The following is a 24,858-nucleotide window of genomic DNA, read 5'->3' as shown; positions in this document are numbered from 1 at the left end:
AATCGCTGTCAATTGCAATGAAAAAATCTATCCGATGCGCATGACCTCCGGAGGCACCAGGCCGCTGTGAACAGCCGACGAATCAAGACCTGGGCCTGGGTCCACAAGTGGAGCAGCCTCGTCTGCACCGTGTTCATGCTGCTCCTGTGCATCACGGGGCTGCCGTTGATCTTTCACCACGAGATCGGCCATTTGCTGGGCACCGAGGTCGAAGCGCCCAGGATGCCGGCGGGTACGCCGCGCGTGAGCCTCGACCGCGTGCTCGAAGTGGCGAAGGCGCAGCATCCGGACCGCATCGTGCAGTTCGTCTCGCAGGAGGAGGATGACGACGCCGTCTGGTTCGTCACGCTCACTCCGACGCCCGAGCCGACGGACAACTTCAAGCAGGTCGCTGTCGATGCGCGCACCGGCGAGGTGCTGGCGCATCCGAAGACGGACGAAGGCTTCATGTTCGTGGTGCTGAAGCTGCATGTCGACCTGTTCGCGGGGCTGCCGGGCAAGCTGTTCCTCGGCTTCATGGGGCTGTTGTTGCTGGTGGCGATCGTCTCCGGCGTGGTGCTCTATTCGCCTTTCATGCGCAAGCTGGAGTTCGGCACCGTGCGGCGCGAACGACGCCCGCGCCTCAAGTGGCTGGACCTGCACAACCTGCTCGGCATCGTGACCCTGGTCTGGGCCTTCACGGTGGGCGCGACCGGGATGATCAACACCTGGGCCGATCTCATCGTCAAGTACTGGCAGTACGACCAGCTCAGCGCCTTGCTCAAGCCCTATCAGGGGCAGCCCACGGTGCCGATGGCGGAGCGCGGTCCCGTGCAGAATTCACTGGATGTGGCGCTGCAGAGCGCGCCGGGGATGAAGCTGGCGTTCATCGCCTTTCCGGGGACTTCGTTCTCGAGTCCGCACCACAACACCGTCTTCCTGCGCGGCAACGAGCCGTTCACGTCGCGGTTGCTGCAGCCGGTGCTGGTCGATGCGCAGACCAACGAGATCACGGCCAGCCCCAGGCTCCCCTGGTACCTGACGGGTCTTCTGGTGTCCCAGCCGCTGCATTTCGGCGACTACGGCGGCATGCCAATGCAGATCCTGTGGGCGCTTCTCGACGTCGCCACCATCGTCGTGCTGGGCAGCGGCCTCTACCTGTGGCTCAAGCGCGGCAACACGGCGCCGGCCGCTGTGCGTCGGGACGGGGATGAACACGGTGCGTCCGCGCCGCTGACGCAGCCGACTGCGGCGGCCAAGGCGGGCACATGAGCGGGCATGCGAAGCCGCACGGTCATTTCTGGCGCCTGTGGGGCTGGCCGATCGTGCTGGGCCTGCTGACCATCGTGGGCCTCGTATCGGCGCTGTTCAGCGATGGCGGGTTCGGCGACGCATTGGCGTGGGTCGCGCTCGGAATTCCGTTGGCGGTGGGAATCTGGTACGGCTGGTTCCGGCCGCCGCGACATCCCTAGTGGCGGCTCGGGCTGTGGCGCCATAGGGTCTTGCCCTTCGATCGGGGGCCTGGCCGCCAAGCAGAATCGCCGGCATGAAATCTCGCGCCGCCGTCGCCTGTCTGTTGATCGCAGTCTCATCTTCCATCCAGGCGCAGGATGTCGGGGCCGTCCCGACGCTGGGCGAAGTCACCGTGACAACGCCGCGCGGGGCGGAACCGCTGTTCGATGTCGCCGGTTCGGTCAGCCGCGTCGAAGGCGCAGACATTCGCGACATGCGGCTGCAATCGCAACTGTCCGAAGGCCTGAATGCGGTGCCCGGCCTGCAGATCCAGAACCGGCAGAACATGGCCCAGGACCTGCAACTCTCGATCCGCGGCTTCGGCGCGCGCTCCACCTTCGGCGTGCGCGGGATTCGGATCTATGTCGACGGCATCCCGGCCACCTTGCCGGACGGGCAGGGGCAGACCTCCAACATCGACATCGGCTCGCTCGACCGCGTCGAGGTCCTGCGCGGGCCCTTCTCCGCGCTGTACGGCAACTCCTCAGGCGGCGTCGTGCAGTCCTTCACCGAGACCGGCGAAGGACCTCCGAAGCTGGGCTTCTCGCTGGCCGCGGGCAGCTTCGGCACGACCCGCATCGGCTCGACGGTGGGCGGATCTTCCGGTGCCGTCGACTACCTGCTGAGCGGAAGCCACTTCGAGACCGACGGCTACCGCGACCACAGCGCGGCGGAGCGCAACATCGTCAACGGCAAGCTGGGCATCAACCTCGACGACGGCGGCCGGCTGTCGTTCATCCTCAACAGCGTGCACCTGAGCGCCCAGGATCCGTTGGGACTCACCGTGGAGCAATACGCGCTGGACCCGCGCAGCGCGGCGGTCGCGAACCAGTTCAACACGCGCAAGACCGTGGACCAGACGCAGGTCGGCATGCTGTACGAGCGCCCCATCGACGCCAACAACGCGTTGCGGCTCATGGTCTATGGCGGCGAACGCAAGACCACGCAGTACCAGGCCATTCCGCCGTCGGCGCAGGTGAACCCGCTGAGCGCGGGCGGCGTGATCGGCCTGTCGCGCGACTACGGCGGCCTCGACCTGCGCTGGACCTCCGTCATGCAACTGGCCGGCCGTCCCTTCGAACTGGTGGCCGGCCTGGCCTACGACGACCTTCGCGAGCAACGCACCGGCTACGAGAACTTCATCGGCCCGGTAGCGAATCCCATCCTGGGGGTACAGGGCCGATTGCGTCGCAACGAGACCAACAAGGTCGACAACCTCGACCCCTATCTGCAAGCCACCTGGCGCCTGGCGGAGCGCTGGACGCTCGAAGCCGGTGTGCGACGCAGCAATGTCGACTTCGATTCGACGGACCACTACATCGTCGGCGCGAACCGCAACGACAGCGGCAGCGCCGGCTATGGCGAGACGCTGCCGGTGGCCTCGCTGCGCTACCAGGCCACGCAGGACCTGGCCTTCTACACGTCGGTGGGCCGGGGCTTCGAGACGCCGACATTGAACGAGCTCTCGTACCGCCCCGATGGCCAGGGTGGCCTCAACTTCGCGCTGCAGCCCGCGACGAACGACAGCGTGGAAGTCGGCGCCAAGGCGCGCCTGGCGGGTGGCCTGCTCACGGCGGCGCTGTTCGAGACGCGCACGGACGACGAGATCGTGACCGCCACCAACGTCGGCGGCCGCGCCACCTTCCAGAACGCGGGACGCACCAAGCGCGAGGGCTTCGAACTGGCCTGGCAGCACGAGACCGTCAATCACTGGCGCACGCAACTGGCCTACACCTGGCTCAACGCGCGGTACAGCGATGCCTTCTGTTCGACGGTGCCGTGCAACGCGAACAGTTTTGTGCCTGCGGGCAATCGCATCCCGGGGATTGCGCCGCAGTCCTTCTTCGCCTCGTACGGCTGGGCGCCGCCCGAAGGATGGCGAGTGGGCGCGGAACTGCGCGCGCTCGGGAGCATCCAGGCGAATGACCGCAACACCGTCAGCGTGCCGGGCTACGGAGTGGTCGCGTTGTTCGCGGGCTATGTGAAGCGCTGGGAGCGTTGGGAATTCAACGCCTTCGCGCGCATCGACAACCTCTTCGACAAGCAATACATCGGGTCGGTCATCGTCAACGAAGGCAATGCCCGTTACTTCGAGCCGGCTCCCGGGCGCAACTGGACGGTGGGCATGGGAGCGGCGTATCGTTTCTGAATTCCGACTGCAAGGAGCGCGGATGGAATTCAAGGATCGACGTGATGCGGGCCGCAAGCTCGCGACTGCGCTCGGCGCCTGGCGCGGGCACCCGGAGGTGCTGGTGCTCGGACTGCCGCGTGGCGGTGTGCCTGTCGCATGGGAAGTCGCCGTGGCACTGGGCGCACCGCTCGATGTGCTGGTCGTGCGCAAGCTCGGCTTTCCGGGCCAGGAGGAATTCGCAATGGGCGCGATCGCATCCGGGGGCGTGCGCGTCATGGGCGAACAGTTCGACGCCTGGCCGGTGTCGGAGAAGGCCATCGAGGCCGTGGTGGCGCGCGAGCAGGTCGAGTTGGCGCGCCGCGAGCGCCTGTACCGCGGCGAGCGGCTGCCGCTGTCGCTCGCTGACCGGGTGTTGCTGCTGATCGATGACGGCCTCGCCACCGGAGCCACCATGTGTGCCGCCGTCAAGGCGGCGCGGGCGGGGCAGCCTCAGCGCATCGTAGTGGCCGTGCCCGTGGCTTCGCGGGAGGCCGTGCAGAGCGTGGGCGCAGTCGCTGACGAGGTCATCTGCGTCTTCACGCCCGAACACTTCCGCGCGGTCGGCCTCTGGTACGAGGACTTCGGCCAGACCAGCGACGAGGAGGTCTGCGCGTTGCTGCGCAGACCTTCCTGATTCAGCGCCGAAAAGGCCTCAGAGGCCGGCAGCGGCGCGCAGGGCGGCGGCGTTGGCCGTGCTTTCCCAGGTGAACTCGGGCTCTTCGCGCCCGAAGTGACCGTACGCTGCCGTCTTGCCGTAGATCGGGCGCAGCAGGTCGAGCATCTGGATGATGCCCTTGGGGCGAAGATCGAAGTGCTCCTGGACCAGCGCGGCGATCTTGTCGTCCGGGATCACGCCCGTGCCTTCGGTGTAGACCGTCACGTTCATCGGCTTGGCCACGCCGATCGCGTAGGCGACCTGGATCTGGCACTGGCGGGCGAGGCCGGCGGCCACGATGTTCTTGGCCACGTAGCGGGCTGCATAGGCGGCCGAGCGGTCCACCTTGCTCGGGTCCTTGCCCGAGAAAGCGCCGCCGCCGTGCGGGCAGGCGCCGCCATAGGTGTCGACGATGATCTTGCGGCCGGTCAGGCCGCAGTCGCCCTGAGGGCCGCCGATAACGAAGCGGCCGGTCGGGTTGATCAGGTAGCGCGTTTCCTTGAGCCACTCCTTGGGCAGCACGGGCTTGATGATCTCTTCGATGATGGCTTCGTTGAACGAGGCCTTCATCTTGGTCGGCGTCTCGCTCTGGTCGGGGTGGTGCTGCGTGGAGAGCACGACGGTGTCGATGCTGTGCGGCTTGCCGTCCACGTAGCGCATGGTGACCTGGCTCTTGGCGTCGGGGCGCAGGAAAGGCAGGCGGCCGTCCTTGCGCAACTGGGCCTGGCGCTCCACGAGCCGGTGGGCGTAGTAGATCGGCGCGGGCATGAGCTCGGGCGTCTCGTCGCAGGCGTAGCCGAACATCAGGCCCTGGTCGCCGGCGCCGGTATTGAGGTGGTCGTCGCTCGCGTGGTCCACGCCCTGCGCGATGTCGTTGGACTGCTTGTCGTAGCAGACCATGACGGCGCAGCCCTTGTAGTCGATGCCGTAGTCGGTGTTGTCGTAGCCGATGCGCTTGATGGTGTCGCGCGCGACCTGGATGTAGTCGACGTGCGCGTTCGTCGTGATCTCGCCTGCGAGCACCACCAGGCCGGTGTTGGTCAGCGTCTCGGCCGCGACGCGCGAGCGCGGGTCTTGCGCAAAGATCGCATCGAGAATCGCGTCGGAGATCTGGTCCGCCACCTTGTCGGGATGGCCTTCGGACACGGATTCGGAAGTGAAGAGGAAGTCGTTCGCCATTTGATGAAACTCCATGCAGGTTCGATTGGCGCGTTGCCAACCCGGATGGAGCTTTGGCGAACGCTTTAGCAGAGTTGTTTAACGTCGCCCTGCAAGTAGTTCCATAACTCAGCGACAATTTGCATTCTATTCGAGCCGCGCTGTACGCTGCGCGCGCGTCCTGATTTCACCCCTCCCCTTGCCTTGATGATTTCTCTGTTCCGTTGGCTTGCCCGATTGCCGCTGCCCCTGATGCACGCGGTCGGCGGATGCCTGGGTTGGCTGGTCTGGTGGATGGCACCGGCCTATCGTCGGCGTTTCCGGGAAAACGCCGAGGCCGCCGGATTCACCCCGGCGCAATACCGCCCCGCGATCACCGCCGCCGGTGCGATGGTGGGAGAGCTCCCCTGGGTGTGGGCACGCCCACAGGGCGAAAGCCTGCTGCCGAAAATCGTCCGCTGGGAAGGCGTCGAGGCGTTCGAGGCCGCGCTGGCCGCGCGCAAGGGCGTGATCCTCGTTTCGCCGCATCTCGGCAGCTGGGAGACCTTCGGGCAGGCGGTCGGCGAGCGCTTCTTCGAGGCTTACGGGCCGATCACCGCCCTGTTTCGGCCGGCGCGCAAGAAGTTCATGGCCGAACTGATCGCAGGTTCCCGCGACCGACCCGGCTTGCAGACCTTGCCGACCACGGTGGCCGGCGTGCGCGGCCTGATCCGCACGTTGCGCAATGGCGGCTACACCGGCCTGCTGCCAGACCAGGTGCCGCCGCTGGGGCAGGGCGTCTGGGCACCGTTCTTCGGCCGACCGGCCTACACGATGACGCTGCTGCCGCGCCTCGCGCAGCAGACCGGGGCTCGCGTGTTCCTCGGCGTGTGCGAGCGGCTGCCGCGCGGCGCCGGCTACGCCATCCGCTTCGAGGCCTTCGACGGCACCGCGATGAGCGACTCGAAAGCCTCGCCCGAAGCCGCGGCGACCGCGATGAACGAAGGCATCGAGAGGTTGATTCGCCGCCTGCCAGGCCAGTACGTGTGGGACTACGCGCGCTACAAGCAGCCGCGCGCCGAAGCGGAAGCCGAGGTGGCCTCGTGAGCCTGAGCTCGAGACTCGGCATCGCCTTCATGCGTACGTTGGCGCACGTGCCGCTGCCACTGGTGCGGGGCTTCGGCGCATTGCTCGGACCAGTGCTTCACGTGGCGGCGGTGCCTCGCCGGCGCGTGGTGGATGCGAACCTGGCTGTGTGCTTCCCCGAGAAGTCGGTCGCCGAGCGCCGCCGCATTGCGCGCGAGACCTTCGTCTTCGTGGCGCAATCCTGGCTCGACCGCAGTTGGCTCTGGCATGCGCCGGAAGACGTGGTGGCGCGGCGGCTCAAGGTCGTCGGGGCCGCCAGGGAGATCGACGAGATCGCCAACGGGCAAGAACCGATGATCCTCTTCGCGCCGCATTTCTACGGCCTCGATGCGGCTGCGACGGCATTGACCATGCACACCGCGCGCCCGTCGACCACCATTTACACGACCCAGCGCGATCCCATGATCGACGAGTGGATCCGCGAAGGGCGGAAGCGCTTCGGCAACGTGATCACCCTGAATCGCGTCGATGGCATCAAGCCGATCGTTGCGGGACTGCGCAAGGGCGGATTGCTGTACTTGCTGCCCGACATGGACTTCGGGCGCGACCAAACCGTTTTCGTGCCGTTCTACGGCGTGCAAGCCGCCACCGTGCCATCGCTGTCGCGCTTCGCGCGGCTGGGCCGGGCCAAGGTAGTGCCGGTGGTCTCGAAGCTCACCAGGGATGGCTACGAGATCGAGGTTCTGGAGTCCTGGAAGAACTTCCCGACGGATGACGTGATCGCCGACACCACGTTGATGAACCAGCGCCTGGAGGGCTACATCGACGCGATGCCTTCGCAGTACTACTGGGTCCACCGTCGCTTCAAGACTCGCCCGGAAGGCGATTCCTCGATCTACTGAGTTCGCCGCACGAAGGCTTCGATCTCGCTGGCAACGAACTGCGGTTGTTCGTGAATCAGCCAGTGCGTTGCACCGGGCACCTTCTTGAGGTCGAGTTTCGGGACGTAGTCCTCGAGGCCTTCGAGGAGGCCCGGCAGGAGTGCCGCATCGTCGAGCGCCCAAAGGACGAAGGTGGGCGCCGCGACCGTCAGCCGTTCGCGCGGCAGGGTCGGAATCTGGGGTGCCGGCCCGCCCGGAGCGGCCGGCTTCATCGGCGTGACGCGATAGAGGTTGCAGGCGCCGGTCAGCCCTGCGTTCCAGACTTCGCGGTACTTGTTCTTCACGTCTTCAGTGAGCCAGCCGAATCCGTCTGCGCCCGCCTTCATCAAGGTGAAGAAGGGCCACATCCGCCGGTAGTCGTCGGCAGAGAGCAGCGCCTCGGCGTCGGGCCGGGCAAGGAAGTTCATGTAGGCGCTCGCGGCCTGCTGCGCCGGGTTGTTCAGCAACTCGCGCGTGAAGGTGCCGGGGTGCGGCGAATTGATGATGACCAACCTGCCGAGCCTGTCGCCGTGCTGGTTCCCGTAACCCCAGCCGAAGGCACCACCCCAGTCGTGCGCCACCAGGACCTCGATCCTGCCATCCGGGTTCTCGCTCGCTGCGAGTTCGGCGACGTCCTGGACGAGCAGGTGCGCGCGGTAGGCCGACACCTCGGTGGGCGAACTCGATTTCTCGAAGCCGCGCAGGTTGGGCGCGATGCAGCGAAAGCCGCCATGCTCGGGCTGCGCGAAGTACTCCAGCAGTTCGTCCCAGATGAACGCGGCTTCGGGAAAGCCGTGCAGGAAGACCATCAAGGGGCGTCCCGGCGTGCCGGTGGCGCGACAACTCAGGGTCGTGCCGTTGGGAAGCTGGCGGGTGAAAGTCTCGATCACGGGTTGTCTCCTTCTTGCTGGTTGCATCGCTTCGGGCAGAGGGAGAGTCGCCGTTGTCGTTCCCTCAGCCCTGCGCGTCGATCTGCGCCGGGGGCTCCGCGGGCTGGGCGTCCTGCGGATGCGCCCAGCGCCAAAGCAGTTCGGCCGCCTCGTCCACGCCCTGCAGTTTCAGGGCCGAGAACAGTTTGACCTCGCCGCCGCCGGCCTGCAGTCGCGCAATCGACAGCGCCTTGGCGCCGTCCGAGCGCGTGAGCTTGTCCGCCTTGGTCAGCAACACCAGGAACTTGAGCCCCTGTTCGACCCGGGGACGGATGACGTTCAGGAGGATGTCGTCCAGCTCGGTCAATCCATGGCGCGGGTCGCACATCAGCACGACGCCGCGCAGGTTCTCGCGCGTCATCAGGTAGTTGCCCATCACGCGCTGCCAGCGCAGCTTGGCTTCCCGAGGCACGGCGGCGTAGCCGTAGCCCGGGAGGTCGGCCAGCACGGCATCGTCCACCTTCTGCTTGCCGACGCCGAACAGGTTGATGTGCTGCGTACGGCCGGGCGTCTTCGATGCGAAGGCCAGGCGGGTCTGTTGCGTGAGCGTGTTGATCGCCGTCGACTTGCCGGCGTTGGAGCGGCCCACGAAGGCGATCTCCGGCAGGTCGAGCGCCGGCAAGTGCTCCAATTGAGGTGCGCTGGTGAGGAAATGGGCGGTGTGCAGCCAGCCTCGGGCGATGCGGGCGCGTTCGGCGGCCGCGGGGTCCACGGCGGGCGCCGGGCGGGAGGAGGGTGCGGCCGGCTTGCGCGGCGGGGTGGTCATCGATGAGCTTTCGGAACGGGGCGCCATTGTAGAATCGCCGGGTTTTGCGCCATAAATCCACCCCCCCGATATGAAGTTGTTTGCCCATTTTCTGCTTGCAGCCCTGTTGGGCATCGCCGCCAGTGCCAGCTTCGCAGCCGACGAGCATGCCGCCAAACCGGCAGCCGAAGCGCCTCCCAAGGCGGCCAAGCCTGATCCGGCCAAGGGCGACATCCTCTTCAATACGGCGCCGGCCAACAGCGTAAGCTGTGCCTCTTGCCACAACGCCGACGGCAACTCGGCCATCGCGACAAACCCCAAGCTGGCGCAGCAGCATCCCGAATACATCTTCAAGCAACTGCAGGACTTCCAGTCCGGCAAGCGCAAGAGCGCGATCATGAAACCGATGGTCGCAGGCCTGTCCGAAGAAGACATGCGCAACATCGCCTGGTTCGTCGGCTCCAAGAAGATCAAGACCGGCTATTCCAAGGACAAGGACCTGGTCGCCCTGGGCGAGCGCATCTTCCGCGGCGGCATCGCCGAACGCCAGATCCCGGCCTGCGCCGGCTGTCACAGCCCCAACGGGGCCGGCATTCCTGCGCAGTACCCGCGCCTCGGCGGCCAGCACGCCGACTACACGGCCGCGCAACTGGTCATGTTCCGCGACGATGTGCGCCTGAACTCCCCGCAAATGCACGGTGTTGCGGCCAAGCTCAACGATCGCGAGATCAAGGCGGTGGCCGACTACATTGCCGGCCTGCGCTGATCCACGGCGGTTCAGCATGAACTAACCGCCAATAACAAACCCCAAACAAGGCGGGCCGATCCAGGAAGGATGGCCCGCCTTTTTGCTTCCCACGATTCGCCCTTCATGTCAGTTTCCACCCACGGCCTTCGAGTCCGTCGCGGTCCCCCAGTGGTCCGCGCGGCGGTGGAGCTCTTTTCGTCGATGCGCTTCGCGATCGCGCTGCTGACGATCATCTGCATCGCATCGATCATCGGCACCGTGCTCAAGCAGCACGAGCCCATCAACAACTACATCAACCAGTTCGGACCCTTCTGGGCCGAGGTGTTTCGCGCGGCACGGCTCGACACGATCTACAGCGCCTGGTGGTTCCTGCTGATCCTGACCTTCCTGGTGATCAGCACGTCGCTGTGCATCGCCCGCAACACGCCGCACATCCTCTCGGACCTGAAGAACTTCAAGGAGGGGATCCGGGCACAGAGCCTCAGGGCCTTCGGCCAGCGGGCCCAGGCCGTGCTCGACGAAACGCCGGACACCGCGGCCAACCGCATCGGGCAGTTGCTGGCGACCGGCGGCTGGAAGGTCAAGCTCCAGCACCGCGATGGCGACGGCTGGATGGTGGCGGCACGCGCGGGCGGAGCACACAAGCTCGGCTACATCGCTGCGCACAGCGCGATCGTGCTGGTGTGCATCGGCGGGCTGCTGGACGGCGACCTGGTGGTGCGCGCACAGACGTGGTTCAACGGCAAGAGCGTCTACACCGGCGGCGGCCTCATCGCGGACGTGCCGCCGCAGCACCGCCTGTCGCCCAACAACCTGACCTTCCGCGGCAACATCCTGGTGCCCGAGGGTGCGCAATCGAGCGTTGCCATCCTGAACCAGGCCGATGGCGTGCTGCTGCAGGAGCTTCCGTTCTCCATCGAGTTGAAGAAGTTCATCGTCGACTACTACTCGACCGGCATGCCCAAGCTGTTCGCGAGCGAAGTCGTGCTGCACGATCGCGAAACGGGAAAGGAGATTCCGGCGCGCATCGAGGTGAACCACCCTGCGAGCTACAAGGGCATCGAGATCTACCAGTCGAGCTTCGACGACGGCGGGTCGAGCGTGAAGCTCAAGGCGGTGCCGATGGCCGCCGCGGCCAAGCCTTTCGAGATCGAGGGCACGATCGGCGGCACCTCCGAGATCACCAACGGGACCGACAGGCTCACGCTGGAATACACCGCGCTGCGCGTGATCAATGTCGAGAATTTCGGCGAAAGCGCCGGTGGTCCCCAGACGAGCGGTGCCGACGTGCGAAAGGTCGACCTGCACAGCAGCCTCGAATCGCGCCTGGGTGCGGCCAACAAGACCAACAAGCCCAAGGTGCTGCGCAACATCGGACCGAGCATCGGCTACAAGCTGCGCGACGCCGCCGGGCAAGCCCGCGAATATCAGAACTACATGGTGCCGGTTGACACTGGGGACGGCCAACCGGTCTTCCTGCTCGGCATGCGCGAGCGGCCGGAGGAGCCGTTCCGCTATCTGCGCGTGCCGGCCGACGAGCAGGGATCCATGGATGCCTTCGTGCGCATGCGTGCGACGTTGGCGGACGCCGATTCCCGCGTGCGCGCCGTCGATCGCTACGTCGCCCGCGCGACCGACCCGAAGCGCCCCGAGCTCGCCAACCAGCTCCGCGCCTCGGCCTCGCGCGCACTCGCTCTCTTCGCCGGATCGGAGCGCGCCAAGGCCGATGCCGTCAGCACCGGCGGCTGGCAGGCCATTGCGGAATTCATGGAGGCCAATGTCCCCGAAGCGGAACGCGAGCGCGCAGGGTCGGTGCTGGTGCGCATCCTCAACGACGTGCTGTTCGAAGTGCTCAACGTGAGCCGCGAGAAGGCCGGTCTGGCGGCGCTGCCTGCGGACGAGAAGTCGCAGGCCTTCCTTACACAGGCCGTGCTGGCCATCAGCGACGCCCATTTCTATCCCGCACCGGTGGCGTTGATGATGACGGACTTCAAGCAGGTGCAAGCCAGCGTGTTCCAGGTCGCTCGCGCGCCGGGCAAGAACATCGTCTACCTGGGCTGCCTGTTGCTGATCATCGGCATTTTTGCGATGCTGTACGTGCGCGAACGCAGGCTGTGGGTCTGGCTGGCGAAGGACGTAGCCCACCCGCGCGGCACGACGGCCACCATGGCCTTTTCGGTCAATCGCAAGACCATCGACAGTGACCGCGAATTCGAGCACCTCAAGGACAAGCTGCTCGCCATCAGGAAAGATACGGCGTCATGACCACCACCACCCTCACGCTCAACGACAGCTGGCTTTCGCGCCGCAATGCCTTCGACTGGGTCTTCGCGGTCCTGGTGGTGGCGGGCGGGCTCTTTGCCTTCTCGCGCTATGCCGCGTCGATGGACTACTACGAGAAGACCATCCTGGTCGCGACCATGCCGGCGGCGATCTGGCTCGGCTGGTTCTGGCGCCCGCTGCGGGTGCTGGCGATCGTGGTCGCCTGCGCGGCGCTGCTGGCGATCGCGTCCTACCAGGGTGACCTGGCGCGCGCCGACTCGGTGTTCTGGCTCAAGTATTTCCTGTCGAGCCAGTCGGCCATCCTCTGGATGAGTGTCCTCTTCTTCATGAGCACGCTGTTCTACTGGATCGGCTTCTTCGGCGGCAGGCAGGGCGATGCGATGGACCTGATCGGCTCCCGGCTCGCGTGGGTGGCCGTCACCATGGCCCTGATCGGCACCATGGTGCGCTGGTACGAAAGCCATCAGCTCGGGCCGGACATCGGCCACATTCCGGTCAGCAATCTCTACGAAGTGTTCGTCCTGTTCTGCTGGCTGACGGCGACTTTCTATCTCTACTTCGAATCGCGCTATGGCACGCGCTCTCTGGGCGCCTTCGTGATGCTGGTGGTGAGCGCGGCGGTCGGGTTTCTGCTCTGGTACACGCTGGTGCGCGAAGCCCACGAGATCCAGCCGCTGGTGCCGGCGCTGCAAAGCTGGTGGATGAAGCTGCATGTGCCGGCCAACTTCATCGGCTACGGCACTTTCTCGCTGGCCGCGATGGTGGCGTTTGCGTATCTCATCAAGGAGCAGGCGAACGAGACGCGCTGGTACAAGCTCACGCCGATCTGGCTGCTGGGCGTGGCGCTGTGCTTCGTGCCGGTGGCGTTCCGCCAGCGCGTGCAGGAAGCCGGCGGCAGCTATTGGGTCGTCTATGCAGCGATCTCGGCATTCATCGCGGCGGGCATCCTGCTGGGACGCAAGCGCATCGCGGCCCGGCTGCCGGCCAACGAGGTGCTGGATGACGTGATGTACAAGTCCATCACCGTCGGTTTCGCCTTCTTCACGATTGCCACCGTGCTCGGGGCGTTGTGGGCGGCGGACGCGTGGGGTGGCTACTGGAGCTGGGATCCCAAGGAGACCTGGGCACTCATCGTGTGGCTCAACTATGCGGCCTGGCTGCACATGCGGCTGGTGAAAGGGCTGCGAGGTACGGTGGCGGCATGGTGGGCGCTGGGCGGGCTGGCGGTGACGACCTTTGCCTTCCTGGGCGTCAACATGTTCCTGAGCGGGCTGCACAGCTACGGCACCCTGTAGGCGCCCCTGCGCGGAAGTTTTGCGATGAACTGAACCGACGGCGCGTTTTTCGCGTAACCGAATGATCGTTGGCAACGAACTCAACTGGGTACACAGCAATTCAGGCGAAAGGCAAGCGATGTTGATTCAGTCCCGTGACAACGGCTTCATTCATCCCCGTTCGAGCGAAATCACGCCGCAAGGCGTCTACGAAGGTCGTCGCGACATGCTCAAGTGGCTGGCCAGCGGCGCGGCCGGTGCGGCCATGGCGTCATGGGCAGCGCGCGACGCGCTGGCGCAGGCTGCGGCACCGGGAAAGCTCGCGCCGCTGCCGGGGGCGAAGTCTGCCGTGCCTGGCGCGCAGACCATGGAAAAGGTCAGCGACTACAAGGACGTGACCACCTACAACAACTACTACGAGTTCGGCACCGACAAGGCCGACCCGGCCAAGAACGCCGGCACGCTCAAGACCAAACCGTGGACGGTCGAGGTTGAAGGCCTGGTCAAGAAGCCCGGCAAGTTCGCCATCGAGGACCTGATCAAGCTGAGCGCGCAGGAAGAGCGCATCTACAGGCTTCGGTGTGTCGAGGGGTGGTCGATGGTGATCCCGTGGGTGGGCTATTCGCTGGCCGAACTCATCAAGAAGGTCGAGCCGCAGGGCAATGCCAAGTACGTCGAGTTCGTCACGCTGGCCGACCCCAAGACCATGCCCTTCGTCGGATCGCGCGTCCTGGATTGGCCCTATGCAGAAGGATTGCGCATGGACGAGGCGATGCATCCGCTCACGCTGCTGACCTTCGGCATGTACGGCGAAGTGCTGCCCAACCAGAACGGTGCGCCGGTGCGCATCGTGGTGCCGTGGAAGTACGGCTTCAAGAGCGGCAAGTCGATCGTCAAGATCCGTTTCGTCGAGAAGGAACCCGGCACGGCCTGGAACAAGGCAGCGGCGCAGGAGTACGGCTTCTATTCGAACGTGAACCCGAATGTCGACCATCCGCGCTGGAGTCAGGCAACCGAGCGCCGCATCGGCGATGGAGGCGGCCTGTTCGCCAAACGCACCAAGACACAGATGTTCAACGGCTACGAAGCGCAGGTCGGCCAGCTCTACGCGGGCATGGACCTGAAGAAGTTCTACTGACTCGGAGTCTGTCTTGAACAAGCTCCTGATGCACCCGGCGGCGAAGCCGGTGGTGTTCGTGTTGTGTCTTTTGCCGTTTGCATGGCTGTTCTACGCTGCGCTCACGGACGGTTTGGGCGCCAACCCGGCCGAACACCTGATCCGCTCGACGGGCGACTGGACGCTTCGCTTCATCTGCATCGTGCTGGCCGTCACGCCGCTGCGCGTGATCACCAAGACCAATGCGCTCGCGCGCTTCAGGCGAATGTTGGGCTTGTTCGCCTACTTCTACGTCGTCGTGCATCTGCTGAGCTACAGCTGGTTCGACATGGGCTTCGAGGTTCAGGACATTGCCAAGGACATCGCCAAGCGTCCGTTCATCCTTGTCGGCTTCTCCGCTTTCGTCCTGTTGACGCCCCTGGCGGCAACCTCGTTCAACCGGGCCATCAAGGCGATGGGCGCGAAGCGTTGGCAGGCGCTTCACAAGCTGGTGTATGTCATTGCCGGACTGGGGCTGCTGCACTTCTTCTGGATGCGCGCGGGGAAGAACAACTTCGCCGAAGTGTTCGTCTACGCTGCGATCGTCGCCGTTCTCCTGGGCTGGCGTCTGTGGAACTTCGCCAGCAAGCAGAAGGCTGCAGTGCCGCTGGCAGCCCGGACTCAACTGACCAAGTGACCGGGCGAGCGGTCGCGCTCAGTCGCCGAACCGCTCGCTGAGCAACTGGTCGTCGATGGTCTCCCGGCGACGAATCAGGCTGGCACGCTCGCCGCTCACCAGCACCTCTGCGGCACGGCCGCGCGTGTTGTAGTTGCTGGCCATTGCCATGCAATAAGCGCCCGCGGACAGAACAGCCAGCAAATCACCCGAAGCCACTTTCAGCGAGCGGTCGCGGCCGATCCAGTCGCCGCTTTCGCAAATGGGGCCCACGACGTCGTAGGTGACAGCGCTCGCATCGGTCCGCTCTGCAGCGACGGGGACGATCTGGTGAAAGGCCTGGTACATCGCCGGCCTCGGCAGGTCGTTCATCGCCGCATCCACGATGCAGAAGTTCTTGTCCTCGCCGGGCTTGGTGTAGAGCACTTCGGTCACGCACACGCCCGCATTGCCGACCAACGAGCGACCGGGCTCCACGATCAGTCGGCGCTGGCCGAATCCCCGCGCGTCGAGGCGCGCGAGCAACTGGTACCAGAGCGCATCGGCAGCAGGCGGCGTATCGCCGTTGTAGTCGATGCCGAGGCCGCCACCGAAATCCAGATGGTGCAGGGAAACGCCGGCCTTCTCGATGGCCTCGACCAGGTCGAGCACGCGTTCCAGCGCCTCGAGGTAGGGCGAGGCGTCCGTGATCTGCGAACCGATGTGACAGTCGATGCCGACCACCTTCAGGCCCTTCAGCGACGCCGCATGCTGGTAGATGGCCACCGCGCGGTCGTGCGCGATGCCGAACTTGTTGCCCTTCAGGCCCGTCGAGATGTACGGGTGCGTTTTCGGGTCGACATTGGGGTTGATGCGCACGCTGATCGACGCGACTTGGCCTTCCTCGAGCGCGACAGCGTTGAGCACGTCGATCTCGGCTTCGCTCTCCACGTTGAAGCATGCGATGCCTGCGGCGAGCGCCTGGCGCATCTCCCCGCGCGTCTTGCCGACGCCGGAAAAAATGACCTTGGCCGGATCTGCGCCCGCTGCCAGCACGCGCGCGAGTTCGCCGCCCGAGACGATATCGAAGCCGCAGCCTGCTTCGGCAAAGACGCGCAGGACGCCCAGCGAGGAATTGGCCTTGATCGCATAGCAGACCATGGCGTCGCGACCTTCGAAACCACGCTGGTAGGCGGCCAGCGCGTCGAGCATCCACTGCTTCGAATACACGAACAGGGGCGTGCCGTGTTCGTGGGCGAGCGAAGCCAGCGACTGACCCTCGACGTGCAGGACGCCGTCCTTGCGAGCGACATGAGGATGGCCGGGAAGACGGGCAGTGGTGTTCATTTCGCGTCCCCGTTCTTGGCGGGCGCACTGTTGGAGGGATTCGTTGATTGTCCAGGTTGTCCGGGTTGTGCAGGCGTGCCCGCAGCATCGGAGGCGGGCTTGCCGCCGGGAATCAACAGTTCGGGAAGCGTTGCGCGATCCTTTGCGCCAGGCCCGGTCGGCAAGTAGAGCGCGCCCCTCTGGCCGCAGGCCGTCAGGCTGACCCCAACGAGCGCGAGGCCAACGGCGCTCACTAGAATTTGGCGAACATTCAACATGGCGAAATTGTAATGACCGACCCTGAGTACATGGACCGCGCGGAAGCAGTGCTTGCAGCGATCGAACGAGGCTGCGATCGCATCAACGACGCGACGGACGTCGACATCGACAACCAGCGCGTGGGCGGCATGATCACCATCACCTTCGGCAACGGAAGCCAGTTGATCGTCAATCTGCAAAAACCGTTGCAGGAAATCTGGTTGGCCGCTCGCTCCGGCGGCTACCACTATCGACACGACGGCAATGCCTGGGTCGACACCAAGACGAGCGAGGAATTCTTCGGCAACCTGTCGCGCGAGGCGTCGTTGCAAGCCGGACAGCCGCTTGAATTCGCGGCCGACTGACACACTCGACTAGTTACGGAAGAGGTCGAGGATCTTGTTGCGTTCTTCTGGCGGTGGCGCAGCACTGATAGGCGCTCCCGCGACCGCTTCCGCCGGCGGCGTCGGTCCGGCCTCGACACCCAGCACCGCGACACCGCGACCCGGCGCGTAGTCGTCGTAGTACCACTCGCCGCCGACGTTGACTACGCCCGCAGGCGCAGGCACCTCGGCCACCGGAACGCCCTTGATGGCCGTTTCCATGTACGTGATCCAGATCGGCAGGCTCAAGCCGCCACCCGTCTCCTTGTCGCCGAGCTTGCGTGGCGTGTCGTAGCCCATCCACGCCACCGCAGTCATGGTCGGCTGGAAGCCGGCGAACCATGCGTCGAGCGAATCGTTGGTGGTCCCGGTCTTGCCGTAGATGTCCGTGCGCTTGAGAGTGGCCTGCGCCTTGGCCGCCGTGCCGCCGCTTGCGACGGATTGCAACAGGCTGTCCATGATGTACGCATTGCGTTGAGGGATCGCGCGCAACGTTTCGTTGAGCAGGGGCGGCTGCTTGTCGACCAGCACCTTGTCCTTGTGGTCGGTCACGCGGGTCACGAGGTAGGGATTGACGCGGTAGCCGCCGTTGGCGAACACCGAGTAGGCGGTCGCCATCTGCATCGGCGTCACCGATCCGGCGCCCAGCGCCATCGGCAGGTAGGCGGGATGCTTTTCGCGCTCGAAGCCGAAGTTGGTGATCCAGTCCTGCGCATAGCGCGTGCCGATCGATTGCAGGATGCGGATCGAGACCATGTTCTTCGACTTCATCAGGGCGCGTCGCATGGACATCGGGCCCTCGAAGGTTCCGTCGTAGTTCTTCGGCTCCCACGGCTGTCCGCCGGTCGTGCCCGCGTCGAAGAACAAGGGTGCGTCGTTGATCACTGTCCCGGGCGTGAAGCCTTTTTCGAGTGCAGCCGAATAGATGAAGGGCTTGAAGCTCGATCCCGGCTGGCGCCATGCCTGCGTGACGTGGTTGAACTTGTTCTTGTCGAAATCGAAGCCACCGATCATCGCCTTCACCGCGCCATCGCGCGGGTCCATGGCGACGAATGCACCTTCCACCTCGGGGAGTTGCGTGATCTCCCATGTGCCCTTCGGCGTCTTGGCGACCCGAATCACGGCGCCTCGGCGGATCCTGATGTTGGGCGGTGCCTTGTCGGACAGCCCCGATTGCGCGGGCTTGAGACCGTCGCCGACGATCTGGATCTCATCGCCGTTGGCGCGAACCGCATTGATCTCCTTGGGGGTCGCCTTCAGCACCACAGCCGAGATCACGTCGCCGTTGTCGGGGTGTTCGGCGAGCGCGTCATCGACCGCCTCGTCAAGCTCCTTCGGGTTGGTGGGCAAGTCGACGAACTTTTCGGGGCCGCGATAGATCTGGCGGCGCTCGTAGTCCATGATGCCCTTGCGCAAGGCCTTGTACGCCGCAGCCTGGTCGGCCGCGACAAGGGTGGTGTAGACCTTGAGCCCGCGCGTGTACGTGCTGTCGCCATATTGGGCATACATCAGTTGCCGCACGGTCTCGGCGACGTATTCGGCGTGCAGTCGGGTCGGGTCCGCGGCGTCGCGCAGGTGGAGTTCTTCCTTCTTGGCCTCCGCCGCTTGTTCGGCCGTGATGAAGCCGGCTTCCTGCATGCGGTCGATCACGTAGAGCTGCCGTCCACGTGCGCGCGCAGGGTTGTTGACCGGATTGTTGGCGCCGGGCGCCTTCGGCAGCCCTGCCAGCATCGCCGCCTGCGCGATCGTGATATCGGACAGTGGCTTGCCGAAATAGGCTTCGGATGCGGCCGCGAAGCCGTAGGCCCGGTTCCCGAGATAGATCTGGTTCAGGTAGATCTCCAGAATCTGGTCCTTCGTGAGCAGGTGCTCCAGCTTGAAGGTCAGAAGGACTTCGTAGATCTTGCGCGTCAGGGTCTTCTCGGAACTCAGGTAGACGTTCCGCGCCACCTGCATCGTGATGGTGGAGGCGCCCTGGCTCTTGACGCGGTTCAGGTTCGCGAGACCGGCGCGCAGCATGCCCTTGTAGTCGACGCCACCGTGGTCGTAGAAGCGGGCATCCTCCGCTGCGAGGACGGCGTCCTTCATCACCTTCGGAATGGTGGAGACGGGCGTGAGATTGCGGCGCTCTTCGCCGAACTCGCCGATCAGGATGCCTTCGGACGAGAAGACCCGCAGCGGCAACTTGGGCCGGTAGTCGGAAAGCTCGGAAATGTCGGGCAGGTTCGGATAGGCGACCGCCAGAGCGACCGCGATCACGCAAACGACTGCGATGACGCCCGCTGCAGCGATCCCGAGACCCCACAATACGATGCGCATCAGCCAAGTGAGCCAGGCAGGGCGTTTGGAAGGGGGGGCCTTGGATGGCCCTTTGGGTCGAGTTGTTTCGGGCATTGAGGCTGTTGGAGTCTTCGCCCATTATAAAAACGCAGGTCCTGGAGACGGTCCGTTCGTAGCAGTTAGGACCCAAGTACTCTTATTTGTGACGTAAGTTGCAGATCGGAACCGTTACGTCGACTTTTGACAACGATTGGCGCTGCAGTGGGGATTCGCCGCTTGGTTGGCGTTGTGCCTTGCTGCTAGCATGCAACCACTCGCATATTTTTCCAATCGTTACAAACGGATGGGATCGAACTTGACTGCTCTGGGATCGTTGTTTCGCCGTCAGCCCGCGCCTCTGCTCGGGTTGGACGTCAGTTCGTCCAGTGTCAAGCTGGTCGAGCTTGGCCGTGACGCGAGCGGCAAGCTGGTACTCGAGCGGTGTGCGATCGAGCCCCTCGAGCGCGGCTGGATCACCGACGGCAACGTCGAGAAGTTCGACGAGGTCGCCGAGGCGGTCCGTCGTGTCGTCCGCAAGAGCGGCACGCGCACCAAGAATGTCGCACTGGCGCTGCCGCCGTCCGCTGTCATCACCAAGAAGATCGTCCTGCCGGGCGGCATGAGCGAACAGGAACTCGAAATCCAGGTCGAGTCCGAAGCCAATCAATACATCCCCTTCTCGTTGGACGAGGTCAGCCTCGATTTCTGCGTGATCGGGCAGAGCGCCAATTCGGCGGGCGACGTCGAGGTACTGATCGCCGCGTCCCGCAAGGAAAAGGTCCAGGATCGCCAGGGCTTGGCCGAAGCATCGGGTCTCAAGGCCGTGATACTGGATGTCGAATCCTATGCATCGCGCCTGGCGACGGCGCGCCTGATCGAGCAGCTTCCCAGCCAGGGGCGCGACGCAGTGGTCGCACTCTTCGAAGTGGGTGCCTTCACGACCAGCATGCAGGTCCTGCGCAACCAGGAAGTGCTCTACGACCGGGACCAGGCGTTCGGCGGCGCGCAGCTCACGCAACTGATCGTGCGCCAGTACGGCTTCTCCGCTGAGGAGGCCGAAGCCAAGAAGCGGAGCGGGGAACTGCCTGACGACTATGGATCGGGTGTCCTCAAGCCTTTCGTGGCAAGCATCGCCCAGGAAATTGCGAGAGCGCTCCAGTTCTTCTTCACCAGCACGCCGCACAATCGCGTCGACTACGTGTTGCTGGCGGGTGGCTCGGCCGCGTTGCCCGGATTGACCAGCGCCGTAACGCGTCAGACGTCGTTTGCCTGCTCGCTCGTCAATCCGTTCGACGGAATGGAAATTGGCAGTGGAATTCGTGAGAAGAAAGTTCGACGCGAAGCGCCGTCCTATCTGACATCGTGCGGCCTGGCGATGCGGAGGTTTCTGCAGTGATCCTGATCAACCTGCTCCCGCACAGGGAAGCCGCGCGCAAGCGCCGGCGCGAGACCTTCTACGCCACGCTCGGTTTCTCCGCGGTGCTCGGCGGTGTGATCGCGGGGATGGCGTTCCTGTGGTTCCAGGCCCAGATCTCCAGCCAGCAGTCGAAGAACGGCATCCTGCAGTCGGCGATCACCAAGCTCGAGGCGGAGATCAAGGAGATCTCGACCTTGCAGGCCGAGATCGCCGCCTTGAGGGCAAGGCAGCAGGCGGTCGAGGACCTGCAGGGCGATCGCAATATGCCCGTGCACCTGCTCAACGAATTGGTCCGGCAACTGCCCGATGGCGTCTACCTGACCAGCATGAAGCAGGACAACCAGACGGTGACCCTGCAGGGCATGGCGCAGTCCAACGAGCGCGTGTCCGAGCTGCTTCGCAATCTCGGAAACAACAGCCCTTGGCTGGTCAAGCCGGAGCTCGTCGAAATCACCTCCAGCAGCGTCAGCCTGAGTCCTCGCGACCAGCGTCGCGTCGCGAACTTCACGATGCGCATCGGTCTCAAACGACCCACCGACGCGCAGAAAGCCGCAGCGCCAGGCAAGCCTGCGGCACCGGCAGCCAAAGGGTAGGCGTTCATCATGGCAACCAAACGCGCATCCCCGAAGTTCGACCCGACGGTCGCCCTGCGGCGCTTCGGTCAACAGTTCCAGGGCCTCAATCCCAATGATCCGGCGTCCTGGCCCTCGGCGCCGCGCTATGCCCTGTGCATCGCGGTCGCGGCGATCGTGCTCGTGGCCTTGTGGTTCGTCTGGCTCACCAATTCGAACGACGAACTCGAGGCCGAGCGTGCCAAGGAAGTCACCCTTCGCGCGGACTACCAGAAGAAGGTCGCGCAGGCCGCCAATCTCGAATTGCTGAAGAAGCAGCGCGAGCAGGTGCAGCAGTACGTCACGCTGCTTGAGAAGCAGCTGCCGAGCAAGGCCGAGATGGACGCCCTGCTGTCGGACATCAATCAGGCAGGGCTCGGGCGCAGCCTGCAGTTCGAGCTGTTCCGCCCGGGTCAGGTGTCCGTCAAGGACTACTACGCCGAGCTTCCGATCGCCGTGCGCGTGACGGGTCGCTATCACGACATGGGTGCCTTTGCCGCGGACGTGGCGAACCTCTCCCGCATCGTGACCCTGAACAATCTGTCTGTGGCGCCGCAGAAGGACGGGAACCTGGTCATGGACGCCACGGCCAGGACCTACCGATATCTGGATGAGGAAGAGCAAGCCATGCAGAAGCGTGCTGCCGCTGGAGCAAAGAAGAAATGAGATCGCTCAGATTTCTCTGGCTCGGCGTGGCCGCGGCCAGCCTGAGCGGCTGCTTCGGCTCCGAGGAGGGAGACCTCCAGCACTGGATGGCCGACCAGAGGGCGCAGGTTCGCCCCACGGTGCCGCCCATCACGGAGCCGAAGAAGTTCACGCCGCAGGCCTACACGGAAGGCGCCGTGATCGAGCCGTTCAATATGCAGAAGCTCACGCAGGCATTGCGCCGCGACTCGAGCCAGCCCAGTACCTCTGGCCTGATCGCGCCGGAACTCACGCGCCGCAAGGAAGCCCTGGAGGCTTTCCCGCTCGATTCGATGGCCATGGTGGGCAGCCTGAACCGCAATGGACAGCCGGTCGCCCTGGTCAGTGTCGACAAGCTGCTCTATCAGGTCCGCGTAGGCAACTATCTGGGACTCAATTACGGGCGCATCACCCGTATCGGTGAAACCGAACTCGCCTTGCGTGAAATCGTGCAGGACGCCGCCGGTGAATGGATTGAACGCGTGGCGACGCTGCAGTTGCAAGAGAGGACGAAATGAATCTACAAAAATCAATGTTCGCACGCTGGCTGCGCGTTGCCGGTGCGGCTGTCCTCGCGTTGAGCGCGGCGGCTGTCGTTCATGCCCAGAATGCCATCGAATCGGTGACCAGTTCGATGCAGTCGGGCGCCGAGGTCATCCGGATCGACTTCACCCAGCCGCTCGCCGCGCCGCCGACAGGCTTTGCCATCCAGTCACCCGCACGCGTTGCGCTCGATTTCCCGGGTGTGACCAATGCGATCGGTCGCTCGGCGATCGAAATCAACCAGGGCAATCTGCGCTCGGTGAACGTGGTCCAGGCCGGTGAACGCACGCGGCTCGTGATGAATCTCAAGCAGGCGACGGCGTACAAGACCGAGATCCAGGGCAAGTCGCTGCTGGTCTCGCTGGAGCCCGTGGCTGGTGCGGCCCTGGTGTCTTCGATGCCGCAGGCGTTCGCGGAGAACCGGAACCGCGACATGTTGCCGTTGCGCGATGTGGATTTCCGGCTCGGTTCGGACAACACCGGCCGCGTGATCGTCGACCTGGCCAACAACCAGGTGGGTGTCGACATTCGCCAGCAAGGCAAGAACCTCGTCGTCGAGTTCACCAAGTCGACTTTGCCGGAGGGCCTGCGCCGCCGGCTCGACGTCTCGGATTTCGGCACGCCCGTCCAGGTGGTGACAACGCAGCAAGCCGGCGATCGCGTGCGGATGGTCATCGAGCCCAAGGGCGACTGGGAGCACAGCGCCTACCAGAGCGAAAACCAGTTCGTGGTCGAAGTCCGCCCCCGCAAGGTCGATCCGACCAAGCTGACGCAGGGCGTGGGCTACACCGGCGAGAAGCTCTCGCTGAACTTCCAGAACATCGAGATCCGCTCGCTGCTCCAGGTGATCGCCGACTTCACCAACTTCAACATCGTGACTTCCGACTCGGTGACGGGTGCGCTCACGCTGCGTCTGAAGGACGTGCCCTGGGACCAGGCGTTGGACATCATCCTGCAGGCCAAGAACCTCGGCATGCGCAAGAACGGCAGCGTCCTTTGGATTGCGCCCAAGGACGAAATCAACGCCAAGGAAAAGCTCGAGTTCGAGGCGCAGGCTGCCATCCAGAATCTGGAGCCGCTCCGCACGCAGTCGTTCCAACTCAACTACACGAAGGCGGTTGCGATTGCGCAGGGCCTGACGGGTACGGGCGCCGCTGCCGCCGGCGGTGGCGGTGCCGGCACGGCGTCGCGCATCCTGAGCCCGCGCGGCAGCGTGATCGCCGAATCGCGTACCAACCAGCTCTTCGTTTCGGACATCCCTTCGCGTCTGACGCAGGTCGCTGAACTGATCCAGAAGCTGGATGTCCCGGTCCGGCAGGTCATGATCGAGGCGCGCATCGTCGAAGCCGCAGATACCTTCGGCAAATCGCTGGGTGTCAAGCTCGGCGGCGGTGCCATCAACCAGAACAACACGATCGGCGCGAACCCGATCATCACGCCCAATCCGGTGGTCAACGGCCAGTTCCAGAACCAGCCCACGGCGACGACGATCTTCACGAATTCCAACTTCGTGAATCTGCCCTCGACGGGTGTCTCAGGGAACGGCAACGCAGCAGGTACCTTTGCGATCTCGCTCTTCAACTCGAGCCTGTCCAGACTCTTGAACCTGGAAATCTCGGCGTTGGAAGCTGACGGCAAGGGCAAAGTGGTGTCGAGTCCTCGCGTGGTCACGGCCGATCAGACCAAGGCGCTGATCGAGCAGGGCACGGAGCTTCCCTACCAGGTAGCGACGTCGAGCGGTGCGACCTCCATTGCATTCCGCAAGGCCAATCTGAAACTCGAGGTGACCCCTCAGATCACCCCCGAGGGCAACATCATCCTGACGCTCGACGTCAACAAGGACACCGTTGGTCAACCTACGACGGCCGGCTTCGCCATCAATACAAAGCATGTGCAAACCGAAGTGCTGGTCGAGAACGGCGGCACGGTGGTCATCGGCGGCATCTTCGAATTGACCGAATCGGTCGATGAGTCGCGCATTCCGGTGCTTGGGGAAGTTCCGTATGTCGGTGCGCTCTTCCGTACGCGGAATCGCACGGCCAACAAGACGGAACTGCTCGTCTTCATCACGCCGAAGATGATCACCGACCGCAATGCGGCTCGCTGATCCGGCAAATACCAAATCAAT

Annotated in this window: 23 protein-coding genes; 17 read left to right on the top strand and 6 right to left on the bottom strand. The window is 64.6% G+C overall.

The features are described from left to right. Positions 1 to 66: 66 nt before the first annotated feature. From AC1D3B_RS09055 to AC1D3B_RS09040, 4 genes are all read left to right on the top strand, one after another. Positions 67 to 1,251, top strand: coding sequence for a PepSY-associated TM helix domain-containing protein (locus AC1D3B_RS09055; RefSeq protein WP_478190313.1), 1,185 nt, complete (start codon positions 67 to 69; stop codon positions 1,249 to 1,251). Then, complete coding sequence (locus AC1D3B_RS09050) at positions 1,248 to 1,451, top strand: hypothetical protein (protein ID WP_478190312.1); 204 nt, start codon at positions 1,248 to 1,250, stop codon at positions 1,449 to 1,451. The genes AC1D3B_RS09055 and AC1D3B_RS09050 overlap by 4 nt, the downstream gene beginning before the upstream one ends. 74 nt (positions 1,452 to 1,525) lie before the next feature. Beyond that, complete coding sequence (locus AC1D3B_RS09045; protein WP_478190311.1) at positions 1,526 to 3,640, top strand: TonB-dependent receptor domain-containing protein; 2,115 nt, start codon at positions 1,526 to 1,528, stop codon at positions 3,638 to 3,640. Positions 3,641 to 3,662: 22 nt separating this feature from the next. Beyond that, positions 3,663 to 4,295 carry a phosphoribosyltransferase gene (locus tag AC1D3B_RS09040; protein WP_478190310.1) on the top strand — a complete coding sequence of 211 codons (633 nt, stop codon included), beginning with the start codon at positions 3,663 to 3,665 and terminating at the stop codon, positions 4,293 to 4,295. A gap of 18 nt (positions 4,296 to 4,313) precedes the next feature. On the opposite strand, the gene metK is transcribed toward AC1D3B_RS09040, so the two are convergent. Beyond that, positions 4,314 to 5,495, bottom strand: coding sequence for a methionine adenosyltransferase (gene metK / locus AC1D3B_RS09035; protein ID WP_028249298.1), 1,182 nt, complete (start codon positions 5,493 to 5,495; stop codon positions 4,314 to 4,316). Positions 5,496 to 5,681: 186 nt separating this feature from the next. Here metK and AC1D3B_RS09030 point away from each other — a divergent pair, with 186 nt between their 5' ends. Together AC1D3B_RS09030 and AC1D3B_RS09025 are read left to right on the top strand one after the other, a co-directional pair. Further along, complete coding sequence (locus AC1D3B_RS09030; RefSeq protein ID WP_478190309.1) at positions 5,682 to 6,560, top strand: lysophospholipid acyltransferase family protein; 879 nt, start codon at positions 5,682 to 5,684, stop codon at positions 6,558 to 6,560. Beyond that, positions 6,557 to 7,441, top strand: a complete 885-nt coding sequence (locus AC1D3B_RS09025; RefSeq protein WP_478190308.1) for a lysophospholipid acyltransferase family protein — start codon at positions 6,557 to 6,559, stop codon at positions 7,439 to 7,441. The genes AC1D3B_RS09030 and AC1D3B_RS09025 overlap by 4 nt, the downstream gene beginning before the upstream one ends. On the opposite strand, the gene AC1D3B_RS09020 is transcribed toward AC1D3B_RS09025, so the two are convergent. Then, entirely contained in the window at positions 7,435 to 8,349 is a 915-nt protein-coding gene (locus tag AC1D3B_RS09020; protein ID WP_478190307.1) for an alpha/beta fold hydrolase, read from the bottom strand. The two genes, AC1D3B_RS09025 and AC1D3B_RS09020, sit on opposite strands and share 7 nt — an antisense overlap. 64 nt (positions 8,350 to 8,413) lie before the next feature. Beyond that, positions 8,414 to 9,154: a ribosome biogenesis GTP-binding protein YihA/YsxC gene (gene yihA / locus AC1D3B_RS09015; RefSeq protein ID WP_478190306.1), complete on the bottom strand. Its 741-nt coding sequence runs from the start codon at positions 9,152 to 9,154 to the stop codon at positions 8,414 to 8,416. Positions 9,155 to 9,224: 70 nt separating this feature from the next. On the opposite strand from yihA, the gene AC1D3B_RS09010 reads away from it, so the two are divergent. From AC1D3B_RS09010 to AC1D3B_RS08990, 5 genes are all read left to right on the top strand, one after another. Next, positions 9,225 to 9,899, top strand: coding sequence for a c-type cytochrome (locus AC1D3B_RS09010; protein WP_478190305.1), 675 nt, complete (start codon positions 9,225 to 9,227; stop codon positions 9,897 to 9,899). A gap of 105 nt (positions 9,900 to 10,004) precedes the next feature. Then, positions 10,005 to 12,146: a cytochrome c biogenesis protein ResB gene (locus tag AC1D3B_RS09005; protein ID WP_478190304.1), complete on the top strand. Its 2,142-nt coding sequence runs from the start codon at positions 10,005 to 10,007 to the stop codon at positions 12,144 to 12,146. Next, on the top strand, positions 12,143 to 13,459 hold the full coding sequence (gene ccsB / locus AC1D3B_RS09000) for a c-type cytochrome biogenesis protein CcsB (RefSeq protein WP_478190303.1): 1,317 nt from the start codon (positions 12,143 to 12,145) through the stop codon (positions 13,457 to 13,459). Before AC1D3B_RS09005 ends, ccsB begins: the two co-directional genes overlap by 4 nt. A 118-nt stretch (positions 13,460 to 13,577) precedes the next feature. Beyond that, positions 13,578 to 14,576: a protein-methionine-sulfoxide reductase catalytic subunit MsrP gene (gene msrP, locus AC1D3B_RS08995; protein ID WP_478190302.1), complete on the top strand. Its 999-nt coding sequence runs from the start codon at positions 13,578 to 13,580 to the stop codon at positions 14,574 to 14,576. Between the two features lie 13 nt (positions 14,577 to 14,589). Then, positions 14,590 to 15,231 (top strand): protein-methionine-sulfoxide reductase heme-binding subunit MsrQ, encoded by a 642-nt coding sequence (locus tag AC1D3B_RS08990; RefSeq protein WP_478190301.1) that lies wholly within the window; start codon positions 14,590 to 14,592, stop codon positions 15,229 to 15,231. An 18-nt stretch (positions 15,232 to 15,249) separates the two neighbouring features. Here the strand turns inward: AC1D3B_RS08990 and lysA are convergent, their stop codons facing one another. Both lysA and lptM read right to left on the bottom strand, forming a co-directional pair. After that, entirely contained in the window at positions 15,250 to 16,536 is a 1,287-nt protein-coding gene (gene lysA / locus AC1D3B_RS08985) for a diaminopimelate decarboxylase (protein ID WP_478190300.1), read from the bottom strand. Then, positions 16,533 to 16,793 (bottom strand): LPS translocon maturation chaperone LptM, encoded by a 261-nt coding sequence (gene lptM / locus AC1D3B_RS08980; protein ID WP_478190299.1) that lies wholly within the window; start codon positions 16,791 to 16,793, stop codon positions 16,533 to 16,535. Before lptM ends, lysA begins: the two co-directional genes overlap by 4 nt. A 12-nt stretch (positions 16,794 to 16,805) precedes the next feature. Between lptM and cyaY the strand changes: the two genes are divergently transcribed. Further along, on the top strand, positions 16,806 to 17,138 hold the full coding sequence (cyaY, locus tag AC1D3B_RS08975) for an iron donor protein CyaY (protein WP_478190298.1): 333 nt from the start codon (positions 16,806 to 16,808) through the stop codon (positions 17,136 to 17,138). Between the two features lie 9 nt (positions 17,139 to 17,147). Here the strand turns inward: cyaY and AC1D3B_RS08970 are convergent, their stop codons facing one another. Then, entirely contained in the window at positions 17,148 to 19,550 is a 2,403-nt protein-coding gene (locus tag AC1D3B_RS08970) for a penicillin-binding protein 1A (RefSeq protein WP_478190297.1), read from the bottom strand. Positions 19,551 to 19,791: 241 nt separating this feature from the next. Here AC1D3B_RS08970 and AC1D3B_RS08965 point away from each other — a divergent pair, with 241 nt between their 5' ends. Genes AC1D3B_RS08965 through AC1D3B_RS08945 form a run of 5 tightly spaced genes read left to right on the top strand, consistent with a single transcriptional unit; the run spans position 19,792 to position 24,837 of the window. Beyond that, a complete protein-coding gene (locus AC1D3B_RS08965) occupies positions 19,792 to 20,871 on the top strand; it encodes a pilus assembly protein PilM (protein WP_286567952.1) in 1,080 nt (359 codons plus the stop codon). Then, on the top strand, positions 20,868 to 21,485 hold the full coding sequence (locus tag AC1D3B_RS08960) for a PilN domain-containing protein (protein WP_478190296.1): 618 nt from the start codon (positions 20,868 to 20,870) through the stop codon (positions 21,483 to 21,485). Before AC1D3B_RS08965 ends, AC1D3B_RS08960 begins: the two co-directional genes overlap by 4 nt. Before the next feature lie 9 nt (positions 21,486 to 21,494). Then, positions 21,495 to 22,169, top strand: coding sequence for a type IV pilus inner membrane component PilO (locus tag AC1D3B_RS08955; protein ID WP_478190295.1), 675 nt, complete (start codon positions 21,495 to 21,497; stop codon positions 22,167 to 22,169). Then, positions 22,166 to 22,705 carry a pilus assembly protein PilP gene (locus AC1D3B_RS08950; protein WP_478190294.1) on the top strand — a complete coding sequence of 180 codons (540 nt, stop codon included), beginning with the start codon at positions 22,166 to 22,168 and terminating at the stop codon, positions 22,703 to 22,705. The genes AC1D3B_RS08955 and AC1D3B_RS08950 overlap by 4 nt, the downstream gene beginning before the upstream one ends. Continuing rightward, entirely contained in the window at positions 22,702 to 24,837 is a 2,136-nt protein-coding gene (locus AC1D3B_RS08945; protein ID WP_478190293.1) for a type IV pilus secretin PilQ, read from the top strand. The genes AC1D3B_RS08950 and AC1D3B_RS08945 overlap by 4 nt, the downstream gene beginning before the upstream one ends. The last annotated feature ends 21 nt before the right edge of the window (positions 24,838 to 24,858 follow it).

This window comes from Variovorax sp. P5_A3, assembly GCF_056400665.1.
The sequence above is the reverse complement of the archived record's forward strand: the minus strand, read 5'-3'. Positions and strand labels throughout refer to the sequence as shown.